The sequence below is a fragment of the Bacillus cereus group sp. N24 genome (assembly GCF_016483345.1).
Taxonomy (GTDB): Bacteria; Bacillota; Bacilli; order Bacillales; family Bacillaceae_G; genus Bacillus_A; species Bacillus_A toyonensis.
The window spans coordinates 153,673-165,677 of the sequence record NZ_JAEHCA010000011.1; the positions used below are offsets into that span (position 1 = coordinate 153,673).

A 12,005-nucleotide genomic window follows, 5' to 3' on the forward strand; every position below is an offset into this window, starting at 1 on the left:
AGGCAGTGCAAAAGCACTGCCTTTTTTATTTTATCCCGCTATTTGTCGGGCTGCCCGTAAAAGCCCGATTGGTGAGGGTTGATTAAAGTTTCACTTTATATTCCAATCTATTTTTAACTTTCCTTTTAGCTGATTTCCGCTAACTATAATGTAATAAGTTCCTGTCTTAATCGCTGCGAAATGGTATGTGTTAGGTCCAGATGGAGCTAAATAATTTTCTTCCTCTTGAAATTCACTAGCCATTTTTATGTCCTCCATGTAGCCATTTGAATTTTCAGCTCGTGATTCAATGGTGAATTCTAATATGTCCCCTCGTTTTAATTCAATTGGGACTTTATGTTCACCACTAAAATGTTGAAAAGATGCTTCGAAAGAGTTATCTGTTTTTGTTTCGACCCATTGTTCTTTTGATGTTCCAAACCTTTCTAAATCTACTAAGTTAATTGTGATAAATATAATAAACATAATGCTTGGCACGAAATATTGTACCCACTTAAATTTTGTTGCTATAACTGTACATAAATAGAAAGAAAGAGAACATACTGCACCAATTGATCCGAGGAACAAGAACTGTATTAGACTAGCTTCTTTAAATATTAGGAAGGGAAGAAAAAATAAATAGCCACAAAAAATATAAAGTAATAATGTCTTCAGTCTTGTATGTGTTTTTAATTTCAATTTATCGATGCAAATAGAACAAAAAATTGCATATGCAGCAAGAATAGGAACGAAGGGAACATATAGCAGTTCTCGTAATCCAGCTAAGAAACTATATAATGTTTGTTGACTAGTTGTTAAGAGAAGCGTGCTAATAAGTAATAATAATAAGAAAGTCGCTGTAAGCTTAGTAAGAATATAGGAAAAAGTAGATGTTTTATTCATATGTCACTTCCTTTGTTTAATATTTCACATTCATTATATAGGTTATTTTCATCATAATACATCCTTATTTTTGTCAATTATTATAGTCGTAATGACAATTATAATTGACAAAAATAAGGATATTATTTACAATTTTAATTAAATAAATGAAAAAGAGGGAAGATATGAAGCTTCAAAATCGAGTGAGGGAATTGCGAGCAAAGCATCGTTTATCACAAGGGGATTTAGGGAAAGCGATTGGCTCATCACGGCAAACGATTAGTTTAATTGAGCGTGGGGATTATGCACCATCTATTGTATTGTCGTTAAAAATCGCAAAAATTTTCAATGTACCGGTGGAGGAAATATTCACGTTAGTGGAGGGGGAAGAGGACGATGAAGAGTAAACGAAAAAAACAATTTGATTTTGTGGGAAAAATAGCATTAAGTATGATGGGTGGTTTTTTAACATCTTATATAGCTTTAGATTTACTCTCGGATGAACCGAGAAAATTATCATCTAATCTATTTATAGGTGTATGTACTATTTTTGGAATTTTAATGATGTACTACACTTGGAAGAATACACGTATGTTAGCGGAAGCACGCGATGAAGAAGAGAGCGTACAAGGCAGAAAATTAGGCATTATAAGTATATATTTACGTGTAGGTGATATAGTTACGCAGGCATGGTTTGTATATGCAGTTATTACATGTAGACGTGCACTGTTACAGGATACAAATGTTTCATTTGCGGTGTGGAATTTAGTAGCTTCTATTGTTTGTTTAACTACTGTAGTGATTATCGGGCTCATAACAAAAAATCGTTATAATAAGCTATATCCTGAACAAGGTGTAACATATATGGAATCTATGAAAATGTGGACGAAAAACGCAGATGAAGGATTAAAACACATTGTGCATGAGGCTGGATATAAAGCGTATGAATTTACGAATACAATATTGGCATATGTATGGTGGGCTGCCGTTATATATACAGCGGCTAGTAATATCGATTTTGTATTAATTGGCTTAATCTCATTTATTTGGATATTGCATCTCGGAAAATTTATGTACGAAATGCAGAGGAAAATGATTTATTAAGGAGAGAAAAGAGTGGATATTTTAAGAAGGCCAGCTAGTTCAATGACGGTGGCGCTATTTTTGTCCATTTTATATGGAGTAATCCGAACTGGGAAATTAGAAGTAATGTTGAATATATGGGCAGTATTTGGAATTGTATTATTAGTGTTAGCCATTCATGAGCTAGGGCACGTAGTATTTGGCTTGATAGGTGGTTTGAATTTTAAATTTATGACAGTAGGACCTATCACTGTTCAAAAGGAAAAAGGGAAATTACGCATTCGAGAAAATAAATTATGGGCGTACTTTGGTGGCGTGGTGATGTTAGCGCCGTCTTCTATAGAGACACCGAACCTTTCAAAGAAATGGGCGTGGATGACTTTAGGTGGGCCAATTATGAGTTTACTATTCGGTATTACTTCAGGTTACATATATATGGTGAGTTATTATCAATATCTTTTATATTTTTCCGTTTTCCACTTTGTGATTTTTGCAGTTACAATCGTGCCGATAAAAGGAACGCTTCTGAGTGATGGTATGCAATTTCTCATTTTAATTAAAGATGATGAAAAAGCTAAGCAGCATTTATATACGATTCAAATATCGAGTGAGTTATTTAGTTATAAAAGACCGAAAGATTGGGATGAGAGATTAGTAGAACTTAGTGAGGAAAAATTAAAAGAGGATAAAAGTATAAGAGAGATAATGAGCGGACTTATGCTCGTCTTTTATGCTCGAGCTGATCAAAAGGGAATGGAAAGAGCGATACCGTATATAGAACAAATTGTTCAACTATCTGTAACGAAGGAAAATAAATTTTTCGTTAGTAGTTTTCATAGTTGGTATCTTTTATATAAAGCTCTTTATCAGATAAATAGCCTTTCTCTGCAAGAAGCAAAGGAACATGCAAAGGCCATTACCAAAATGGATTTAAACGGATATTACCGTACACAAGGAATTATTAAATATTTAGAGGACGATATGGAAGCTTCCCGCACTTATATGAAGAAAGCTGATAAAGAATTGGAGAGCGCTGAGAAGAGTGGAATGGGATATTTACAAGTAGAGAGAGAATGGTTTGAGCAGCTACAGGCGAGGGTATCTTACGATGGGTGAGGTATCCTCTTTTTTATATGTCATCTTATAACGTTCCATAAACAGCCTAGGACGAGTAAAATAAGATAAGAAGAGCAAAGCTTGGAGGAAGTAAATATGGAAATTTTATCAATTGTTTTGATAGTCTTGCTCATTTATGTTGTTTTTAAAGTAGCATATGTAGCATTAAAGATACTCGCGATCCTATTAATTATCTTTTTAATCGTAGAGTTCGGCAGTAAGTTGCTTGGGGGATAGGGTATGTTGTGCGTTTCGAGTGTCGAAGGTTGTCGTTAAATCGATATCTTGTGTCGAATCTTCGATATAATGAAAAAATCGTTGATATAAGTGGAGAAACGATCGATATATTTGAAAAATCGTTGATATATTTAAGTGAATACTAAGTGGGGTATATGGAAAAGAAGTTGCCGTGGAGGTAACTTCTTTTTATTTTGGTGATGGAGTGTGAACAGGAAAGAATAGCAAACAAAAAAGCTGGAAGATATTCTTCCAGCTTACGAGTTACTTTCAATTTGACGACCATTTTCTTCTTCAGTGTCTTGTAAAAGATTGAATACATCTGCTAGGCAGAATGCGATAAACCAAGTCCATAGACCGTGGAAGAAAGCAGAGCTTAATTGAAGTGGTAATGTATAGTTTGTCATTGAGTAGGAAATACATCCACCAACGATTCCGATCATTGTTAATAACATTGTTTTTTGAGCATTTTCTTCTGGATTGAAGAGGAAGTAAATGTATCCGCCTAAAATTGAAGCGCTTACAAGTGTTTCGATTCCATTAAAAATGATATTCTCTCCAAGCTGAGTGTTTGTCCAGAAGCAAATCACACCGCCGATAATGGCAAACAGGACAGCTATTGTATATCGTATATATTGATTCATATGTTCATCTCCTTATGTAATAAGATGATTTGGAAGTCAAAAAGGTAGGTATAGTATATTGAAGTGAATTTTAGTTGTACGTATCTTTTTATAAAAAGATTAGTGAAGAATAACTAAGATGATCGGTTTTTAAACCGTTACGTGTATGGTGACTGAAATATACCCGACTTCTCGTTTCTTTTTGTTTGTAAAATATGAGAAACTTCCAAGTCTATATACTCTTTTTTTTGTGAGTCTGTTTTCATTATAACACATTTAGGGACACAATAATAGAATTATCTGATTTTGTAATAAGTGTAAAAAATAAAAAGCGCAAGGAATGTTAGTTCCTTGCGCTTTTTTATATGCGTTTGAAACGGCCGACAATTTCAACTGTTTCAGTAATGTTCATGAATGCTTTGTTATCCACTTGACGGATAATACGTTTCATTTCGCCTAACTCATATCGAGTCACGACAGTGTAAATCATTTTTTTCTTATGGTTTGTATAGCCGCCGACAGCATCTACCATTGTCACCCCGCGTATGCCGTGATGTAATAGTGCGCTTTTTATTTCCTCACCTTTTTCTGTAACTGTCATTATCGTTAATTTAATATGTTTTGTATGCACGGCATCAATTACTTTGCTGACTACAAACCGGCTAATTAACGTATAAAGCGTAATATCCCATCCGAAAATAAATCCTGCTGCAACAAGTAAGATCAAGTTGAATCCAAAGATGATTGCTCCAATCGAAATATCTCGATGTTTTGCTACAATCAATCCAACGACATCAAAACCACCTGTTGAAGAAGCAAATCGGAATATGATTCCTGAAGCTGCTCCGCAAATTACACCACCGAATACAGAAGAAAGTAAAATATCGTCTGAAACTTGATGTACTGGGATAATGTTCATCGCTAAAGATGACACAGCTACAAAATACGCTGTTAAAAAGGTTGTCTTCTTGCCTAAGTAAAAGTGACTTAAAATAAGAAGAGGAATGTTTAGTAAAAAGATAAGTGCACCGATATTGTAATGCATTAAATAACCGATAATCATCCCTACACCAGCAAATCCACCGCTAATCATATTATGCGGGATAAAAAACATGTTCATAGAAATTGCATACAAAATAGAAGCTATGAAAATAACAACCAACTGTATCATAAATTCTAAGTGAAATGTTTTAGCTGCTGGGAAAGATAAAAAGGCGGTGTCGGGAACGTAATCGGCGTCTCCTAGTTGACCCATAGTATGTTTCATCTCCATATTCATTTTTGATTACAAGAAGAGAATAAAGGTTTTTTCAAAAACTGGCAATAGTTTTATTATAATGCAAAAATTTTATAAATTTCTAATAAATCAAGCCTATTCATTGATGTGCGTGAATATACTAAAGAAAGCGAATACAATGTTTCTTAATTATTGTTTTCTTGAGAAAATATGCAAAATACTTTTTTTGAAAATAAAAGGAAATAGAGAATATTTGCCCGATGTGCTAAAATGAGCTTATTAAGGATGTGAAGCGATGGAATTTTTATTGCAGGATGCAATTCTATATATATCGTTTGTAACAACGGCGCTTTGTTTATTAGAAGTTTTCTTCCTTGCCAATGTTTCTCGCTTTGTGCGTCAGCAAGCATCGAGCGGTAAACAAAGAGCTTTTGTGTTAGTTGATACATGTGAAGATAGTGCAGGAAATGTAACGCTATTTTCTATTTTTTATAAATATGGAATGATTCGTTCTGTTCGCAGACAAGAATCAAGTGAAGAGAATGACGAGGTCGGTCCGTATACACCAATGTTTCGCTAAATAATTACGAAACATTGGAGGAATGAACATGTTAAAATCATATCGAGCTGTGCTCGTTAGTTTATCATTATTACTTGTTTTTGTTTTATCTGGTTGCAGTAATGCGGCCCCAATTGATGCACATAGTACTGGGATTTGGGATCATTACTTTGTATATCCAATCTCGTTTATGATTCAATTTGTTGCTCATCATATACCTGGAGCTAGCTTCGGGATTGCGATCATTATCATGACGCTAGTTATTCGTTCAGCAATGATTCCATTAGCTGTTTCACAATACCGTAGCCAAGCGAAAATGAAAAAAATGCAACCTGAATTGCAGAAGCTAAAGAAAAAATACGGTGATGTAAGCAAAGATCTTGAAAAACAAAAGCAGTATCAAAAAGAAATGTCAGAACTAATGAAATCAGGCGGTTGGAATCCACTTGCTGGTTGTTGGCCAATTTTTATACAAATGCCGATTTTCTCTGCTTTGTATTATGCGATTAGCCGAACAGAAGAGATTCGCACATCTTCATTTTTATGGGTGAACTTAGGACATGCAGATCCATATCATATATTACCGATTATTGCAGCGTTAACGACATTTATTCAGATGAAAGTTTTCCAATCTAATATCACACCTGGAGAACAAGTACAAATGCTAAAAATGCAGCAAATTATGATGCCAGCAATGATTCTATTTATGGGATTTGCGGCGCCATCAGGTCTTGTACTGTATTGGATTACAGGTAACCTATTTACAATGACACAAACAATTGTATTAAGAAAAATAATGGAACGTGAAGAATTACAATTACAAAAAGCTTAGAACAACGCCGCTCGTGATGAGCGGTGTTTTTTTGTTAAGTCGTTAAGGGAATTTTAAGAAACCAATATTACTATAGGCATTGTATACGAAAGTGTACATGCTTTAGAAATATGAAGGAGGAAATTTCCTATGAAGAAGAAAACAGTTGGGTATTTAGCAATTGCAGGTGCTTTATCATTTGGAATTATAGGAGGAGTGGGTGTACCAGCATTTGCGGCAACGAATACTCCAGCAGCGGATCAGCCTACAAAAACGGTGAAGAAAGATTTAGATGACGCTACAAAACAAAAAGTGAAAACAATTATGGACGATACAAAGAAACAATTAGAGGAGCTAGGTGTAAAGCTTCCAGAGAAAGAAAAACGTAAAGATATGCTTGCGGGATTAGATGATCAAACGAAAGAAAAAGCAAAATCAATTTTAGAGCAAGAGAAATCTGGGAAGTTAACACATGAACAAGCGCAAGAAGAATTAACAAAGCTAGGTGTGAAATTGCCGGAGAAGGGTAAACACAAGGATATGTTTGCAGGATTAGATGATCAGGCGAAAGTAAAAGCAAAGTCAATTTTAGAGCAAGAGAAATCCTTAAAATTAACACGTGAACAAGCAAAAGAAGAATTAACAAAGCTAGGCGTGAAGTTGCCAGAGAAGGGTAAACATAAGGATATGTTTGCAGGATTAGATGATCAGGCGAAAGAAAAAGCGAAATCGATTTTAGAGCAAGAGAAATCCGGAAAATTAACACGTGAACAAGCAAAAGAGGAATTAATAAAGTTAGGCGTGAAACTTCCAGAGAAAGAGAAGCATGCAGACATCTTCGCGGGATTAGATGAAGCAACAAAGGCAAAAGCAAAAGCAGTTCTAGAAAATGAAAAGAAACAATTAGAGGAATTAAATGTGGATCTTCCGCATCATAAATTTTTTATGAAAAAAGAAGATAAATAATTGAGTTATGTATCTTTCGTGTGGGCAACCGGAAGGTACATATGTGAGGAGGTTTTCTTTGGAAAGCCTCCTCTTACTTATTGTCGTTTTTTTGTTGGGAAATCGTTCATATAATTTTTTATCGCTACACTGTTTCAAAGATATGAGGCAATTAGAGAAAATAAATAGCTTCTGTTATAATATAAGAAGAGAAATATTTCTTATGTTATATAAAAAATATATTGATTTTTTCTAACAATTCAATATAATGAACAATAACTACAAAATTCGACATCAAGAAGTGATGATGAGGACATGATCAATTTTTTACGATTCTCAGAGAGGGAAGCCTTTGGCTGTGAGCTTCCTAGTACGGGAAAATAGATTACCACCTCTGAACTGCAGCAGTGAACGGATACCTAGTAATTGCTTGCCGGCAAAAACCGTTATTTAGACTTGAGAAATTGGTGAAGTATGTCACTTTGCGAATTGAAACAAGGGTGGAACCACGAATATAACACTCGTCCCTTTTTTAGGGAGGAGTGTTTTTTTATTTCATTTTTGCATCACACTAGGATTGGAAGGAGGATACGCAGCATGCATCATGATGAGAAAAACAAAATTGGTTTAACAGTAGCGCTTTCTATCGTAGTAGGGACTATCATTGGATCTGGTGTGTTTATGAAACCAGGGAGCGTATTAGATTACTCAGGGAGTTCTAATATGGCTATTCTTGCTTGGGTAATTGGTGGTCTGTTGACACTAGCAAGTGGTTTAACAGTAGCTGAAATTGGAGCGCAAATCCCGAAAAATGGTGGGTTGTATACGTATTTAGAGGAGATTTACGGAAGTTTTTGGGGGTATTTATCAGGCTGGATGCAAACGATTGTGTATGGCCCAGCTATTATTGGAACGTTAGGGTTGTATTTTAGTTCTTTAATGATCAATTTTTTCTATTTAGATAAAGTATGGAATTTACCAATCGCAATTGGTACCGTTGTGTTCCTAGGCGTTGTAAATAGTATGGGGACAAAATATGGAGGTATCGTCCAAACGGTTACGACAATAGGGAAGATGATTCCGATTATTTTAATTGTTGTATTAGGCTTTTGGAAAGGGAATAGTGATATTTTTAACGTAGTAGTGCCGATATCAGAAAATCAAAGTATAGGTATGGCAATTTTAGCAACTTTATTTGCTTATGACGGTTGGATTTTACTCGCTTCCATCGGCGGGGAAATGAAGAATCCAACAAAGTTATTACCGAAGGCAATGACAGTTGGTATTTTAATTGTAACTGCTGCTTACGTATTAATTAACTTGGCGTTACTGAATGTATTACCAGCAACACAAATTGTAGACCTTGGAGAAAATGCAACAGCGACAGCTGCAGGCATGCTACTTGGAGAATATGGCGGAAAAATTATTAGTATCGGTATTATCGTTTCTATTTTCGGTTGTTTAAATGGAAAGATTTTAACGTTCCCACGTATCCCGATGTCGATGGCAGAGCGTGGACAACTTCCATTTGCTAAGTTTATTGCAAAGGAAAGTCCGAGATTTAAAACACCAGCAAATGCGATTACTGTTGAAATCATTTTAGGAATTATTTTAATGCTTATTAGTGATCCGAATAAGCTATCTGAGATTTCCGTATTCATTATTTATATTTTCTATGTAATGACGTTTATAGGTGTCTTCATTTTAAGAAAACGTAACAAGAATAAAGAGCGTGCATATAGTGTACCGTTATTCCCAATCGTACCAATCGTTGCGATTTTAGGTTCGTTCTTTGTAATCGGTAGTGCGATTATTAACGATCCAGTAAGTTGTTTCTTATCAATTGGAATTGTATTTACTGGACTGCCGGTGTATTGGTATTTAAATAAGAAGAAAGAAACTGAATGATGGAAGGGTAGGTGTATAATGCGCCTACCTTTTTTATTGTAAAAAAAATTGTACTTGCTTACAGTTTCCTTTTTGGTTACTATAGTCGTAGTAACCAAAAAGGAAGGCGTGGGGAAAGACTTGAATTTTCGTGTATATATTTTAGCTATTGCGGCTTTCGTAGTCGGAACGGTTGAGCTAATTATAGGAGGGACGCTTGATTTAGTTGCCGATGATTTAGGTGTGTCGATTAGTGCAGCTGGTCAGCTTATAACAATATTTTCGGTAGTATTTGCTTTGTCAGGTCCAGTTTTATTAGCTGTGACAGGGAAGTTTGAAAGAAAAAAATTATATGTTGGAGCATTATCGATTTTCTTAATTGGAAATATCGTTTCGGCATTTAGTGTGAATTACGAGATGTTAATGTTCTCAAGGGTCATTTGTGCGGCGAGTGGTTCATTAATTATTGCGCTATCTGTAACACTTGCTTCTAGTGTGGTAGAACCGCATTTTCGTGCGCGTGCAATTGGAATCATTTTTATGGGAATTAGTGGATCACTTGTACTTGGGGTACCACTTGGTCTTGTGCTCGGCAATGCATATGGATGGCGTGCACCATTTGTATTCATTTCGATATTAACAGTTATGGCAATCGCTTGTATTTCATTATTTTTAACGAAAGTACCGCCGACATCGGTGTTATCAATAAGAGAACAAATTGCTACGTTGAAAGATAAAAAAATTGTAAGTGCACAGTTAACATCATTCTTATTTTTAACGGGGCATTTAACACTATATGCATATTTAACACCATTTTTAAAAGATGTGATGCATGTTGAAGCGGATTGGATTAGTGTATTTTACTTCATTTTCGGAATTGCAGCGGTACTTGGAGGCGGCCTTGGGGGCTTGCTTGCTGATAAATGGGGATCGAAGAAAAGTATTATTTCAATTATTATCGTATTTGCGTGTGCGATCTTCATATTGCCAATGATGACATTCTCATTCCCACTGTTCATTATTATGATGGGACTTTGGAGTATGCTGAGCTGGGCTATTTCACCAGCACAACAAAATTACTTAATTGAAATTGCACCAGAATCAGCTGGTATTCAGCAAAGTTTAAATAACTCTGCCCTTCACTTAGGAATTGCGCTCGGTTCAACAGTAGGCGGAGTTGTTATTGAAAAATCATCTGTTATATATAACGCTTGGGTAGGCGGTGGCTTTATTATACTGGCACTTCTATGTGCGATTTTCTCGATTACGAGAGGACGTTCTACTCAGTTTGTGAAAGAAGAATCTATCGTTTGATAGGTTCTTTTTTTATTTGTAAAAAATGGAAGGTGTTAGTAGGAAAATGAAGAAGGTATATATTGCGAGGTGATAGTATATGTATTCAAGTTTTTCACTCATTGGTTTATTATTTACGATCATACCATTCTTTCTTGTAATTTTTCTCTTTAGATGGGTTCGTTTCATCTATCAAAATTCAGAGAAACAAGTGGAGCAAAATGAGAAAATCATTGAGCTGTTGATGGATATAAAGGAACAAAATGAAAAGGAGTCTAAGTGAAAAACTAGACTCCTTTTTATTATTTAATTAGTATCTTAATTTCATCAACAAACTCTTAATTTCCTCATCTTCCATAAAGAGATCATGGTGTTTCTGGGTAATTTTCGCAAGTGCAACGTCATGATAGAAGAATTCTGTAAAGAACTTCACGAAAGGTTGTGACATTGTTTTCATTGCTTGCCATGACTCTTGTTCTACACCAGCAAATAAAATTTCACGGTCGTCAACGATGAGTAGTAAGTAGCGCTCTAATGCATTAGGTTCTTCAGCTGGGATTAGAAAATGCATGTTTTCTAAATCTGTTTCTACTTTTCCAACTATAAGGGACTCAATTTGGACGCCTTGTTTTGCTTTTTGTTCTAGTAAAGGAAGGTATTCTGAAAGAGTGTCATTCCAAGCTGAAATACGAATCGATTCTTTTGCACTTTCAATGAGCTCTTTACTTTGAACTCGAATAGAAGATTGCATCTTTAAGCTCCACACACGGTCATCCGTAAATGATTTTTTTGATATATTTGTTTCTAAGTCTTTAATATTTGATTGGAATTCTGTCGTTAATTTTTCAATTGCTAGTTTTAGTGGCAATGCTGTATACAACTTTTTCTTTTCTGAAACAGAATCCATTACCATTCCTTTATCTATCAGGCGTGCTAGCACTTCATATATTTTTGCTTTTGGAACACCAGAGTGCTTCACAATTGTTGTAGCATCTAACGGTTCATTGCTTGATACGACAACTTCATAAGCTTGGCTTTCATATTGTGAGAAACCGAATTTTTGTAACATAGTTCCCTCCGAACGAATGAGATTATATTTTAAGGATAATGAACTATTTGTTTTTGCACAAGTGGTAGTAAGTTTTCTAATCAGATTGAAATGAGAATTAGTTTCAATTTTTTGATTAATCCATTATACTTAATATAGTGATTAATGTAATTATATTACAACGAGAAGGGTAATTAACTGTTACGATTTATTTAACCAATTATAGCTAAAGTTAATTAAATATATCAGTAAGCCCTGCTAGTCAAGTGATTGGCTAGTAGTGAGGGTTAACTGCGGGCAATCCC

13 protein-coding genes, 1 pseudogene and 1 other annotated feature are annotated in these 12,005 nt (G+C 35.0%); of the genes and pseudogenes, 10 read left to right on the plus strand and 4 right to left on the minus strand.

The features are described 5' to 3' along the window. Window positions 1–90: 90 nt before the first annotated feature. A complete protein-coding gene (locus JDS95_RS17475) occupies window positions 91–882 on the minus strand; it encodes a hypothetical protein (protein ID WP_085450689.1) in 792 nt (263 codons plus the stop codon). Window positions 883–1,046: 164 nt separating this feature from the next. Between JDS95_RS17475 and JDS95_RS17480 the strand changes: the two genes are divergently transcribed. The 4 genes from JDS95_RS17480 (at window position 1,047) to JDS95_RS17495 (ending at window position 3,297) form a co-directional block, all read left to right on the plus strand. Next, entirely contained in the window at window positions 1,047–1,268 is a 222-nt protein-coding gene (locus tag JDS95_RS17480) for a helix-turn-helix transcriptional regulator (RefSeq protein ID WP_000776158.1), read from the plus strand. Continuing rightward, complete coding sequence (locus JDS95_RS17485; RefSeq protein WP_000837706.1) at window positions 1,258–1,965, plus strand: DUF3169 family protein; 708 nt, start codon at window positions 1,258–1,260, stop codon at window positions 1,963–1,965. Before JDS95_RS17480 ends, JDS95_RS17485 begins: the two co-directional genes overlap by 11 nt. A 42-nt stretch (window positions 1,966–2,007) precedes the next feature. After that, entirely contained in the window at window positions 2,008–3,060 is a 1,053-nt protein-coding gene (locus JDS95_RS17490; protein ID WP_139823528.1) for a site-2 protease family protein, read from the plus strand. Window positions 3,061–3,156: 96 nt separating this feature from the next. Further along, window positions 3,157–3,297 carry a DUF3985 family protein gene (locus tag JDS95_RS17495; RefSeq protein ID WP_000404759.1) on the plus strand — a complete coding sequence of 47 codons (141 nt, stop codon included), beginning with the start codon at window positions 3,157–3,159 and terminating at the stop codon, window positions 3,295–3,297. A 257-nt stretch (window positions 3,298–3,554) separates the two neighbouring features. On the opposite strand, the gene JDS95_RS17500 is transcribed toward JDS95_RS17495, so the two are convergent. Continuing rightward, window positions 3,555–3,941 (minus strand): DUF3938 domain-containing protein, encoded by a 387-nt coding sequence (locus JDS95_RS17500; RefSeq protein WP_001077779.1) that lies wholly within the window; start codon window positions 3,939–3,941, stop codon window positions 3,555–3,557. 340 nt (window positions 3,942–4,281) lie between these two features. Continuing rightward, window positions 4,282–5,175: a YitT family protein gene (locus JDS95_RS17505; protein WP_000530041.1), complete on the minus strand. Its 894-nt coding sequence runs from the start codon at window positions 5,173–5,175 to the stop codon at window positions 4,282–4,284. Between the two features lie 277 nt (window positions 5,176–5,452). Between JDS95_RS17505 and JDS95_RS17510 the strand changes: the two genes are divergently transcribed. The 6 genes and pseudogenes from JDS95_RS17510 to JDS95_RS17535 all read left to right on the plus strand — a co-directional run bounded on the left by JDS95_RS17510 (window position 5,453) and on the right by JDS95_RS17535 (window position 10,935). After that, window positions 5,453–5,737 (plus strand): hypothetical protein, encoded by a 285-nt coding sequence (locus JDS95_RS17510; protein WP_199690698.1) that lies wholly within the window; start codon window positions 5,453–5,455, stop codon window positions 5,735–5,737. Between the two features lie 28 nt (window positions 5,738–5,765). Next, window positions 5,766–6,548: a membrane protein insertase YidC gene (gene yidC, locus JDS95_RS17515; RefSeq protein WP_000920530.1), complete on the plus strand. Its 783-nt coding sequence runs from the start codon at window positions 5,766–5,768 to the stop codon at window positions 6,546–6,548. Between the two features lie 129 nt (window positions 6,549–6,677). After that, window positions 6,678–7,493 carry a hypothetical protein gene (locus tag JDS95_RS17520; RefSeq protein WP_199690699.1) on the plus strand — a complete coding sequence of 272 codons (816 nt, stop codon included), beginning with the start codon at window positions 6,678–6,680 and terminating at the stop codon, window positions 7,491–7,493. Between the two features lie 274 nt (window positions 7,494–7,767). After that, window positions 7,768–8,004 (plus strand) — a binding site (T-box leader). A gap of 65 nt (window positions 8,005–8,069) precedes the next feature. Next, entirely contained in the window at window positions 8,070–9,380 is a 1,311-nt protein-coding gene (locus tag JDS95_RS17525) for an APC family permease (protein ID WP_000546328.1), read from the plus strand. 11 nt (window positions 9,381–9,391) lie between these two features. After that, a pseudogene (locus tag JDS95_RS17530) lies at window positions 9,392–10,673 on the plus strand (MFS transporter). Window positions 10,674–10,752: 79 nt separating this feature from the next. After that, the gene (locus JDS95_RS17535; RefSeq protein WP_000287386.1) at window positions 10,753–10,935 is read left to right on the plus strand and encodes a hypothetical protein; all 183 of its coding nucleotides are present in this window, start codon (window positions 10,753–10,755) and stop codon (window positions 10,933–10,935) included. Between the two features lie 27 nt (window positions 10,936–10,962). Here the strand turns inward: JDS95_RS17535 and JDS95_RS17540 are convergent, their stop codons facing one another. Then, on the minus strand, window positions 10,963–11,721 hold the full coding sequence (locus JDS95_RS17540) for a TrmB family transcriptional regulator (RefSeq protein ID WP_000939469.1): 759 nt from the start codon (window positions 11,719–11,721) through the stop codon (window positions 10,963–10,965). Window positions 11,722–12,005 lie beyond the last annotated feature (284 nt).

Coding starts and splice junctions, on each gene's coding strand:
- JDS95_RS17495 (WP_000404759.1), top strand. CDS start 3,157: ATGGAAATTTTATCAATTGTTTTGATAGTCTTGCTCATTTATGTTGTT.
- JDS95_RS17510 (WP_199690698.1), top strand. CDS start 5,453: ATGGAATTTTTATTGCAGGATGCAATTCTATATATATCGTTTGTAACA.
- JDS95_RS17535 (WP_000287386.1), top strand. CDS start 10,753: ATGTATTCAAGTTTTTCACTCATTGGTTTATTATTTACGATCATACCA.
- JDS95_RS17505 (WP_000530041.1), bottom strand. CDS start 5,175: ATGGGTCAACTAGGAGACGCCGATTACGTTCCCGACACCGCCTTTTTA.
- JDS95_RS17480 (WP_000776158.1), top strand. CDS start 1,047: ATGAAGCTTCAAAATCGAGTGAGGGAATTGCGAGCAAAGCATCGTTTA.
- JDS95_RS17540 (WP_000939469.1), bottom strand. CDS start 11,721: ATGTTACAAAAATTCGGTTTCTCACAATATGAAAGCCAAGCTTATGAA.
- JDS95_RS17485 (WP_000837706.1), top strand. CDS start 1,258: ATGAAGAGTAAACGAAAAAAACAATTTGATTTTGTGGGAAAAATAGCA.
- JDS95_RS17500 (WP_001077779.1), bottom strand. CDS start 3,941: ATGAATCAATATATACGATATACAATAGCTGTCCTGTTTGCCATTATC.
- yidC (WP_000920530.1), top strand. CDS start 5,766: ATGTTAAAATCATATCGAGCTGTGCTCGTTAGTTTATCATTATTACTT.
- JDS95_RS17520 (WP_199690699.1), top strand. CDS start 6,678: ATGAAGAAGAAAACAGTTGGGTATTTAGCAATTGCAGGTGCTTTATCA.
- JDS95_RS17475 (WP_085450689.1), bottom strand. CDS start 882: ATGAATAAAACATCTACTTTTTCCTATATTCTTACTAAGCTTACAGCG.
- JDS95_RS17525 (WP_000546328.1), top strand. CDS start 8,070: ATGCATCATGATGAGAAAAACAAAATTGGTTTAACAGTAGCGCTTTCT.
- JDS95_RS17490 (WP_139823528.1), top strand. CDS start 2,008: ATGACGGTGGCGCTATTTTTGTCCATTTTATATGGAGTAATCCGAACT.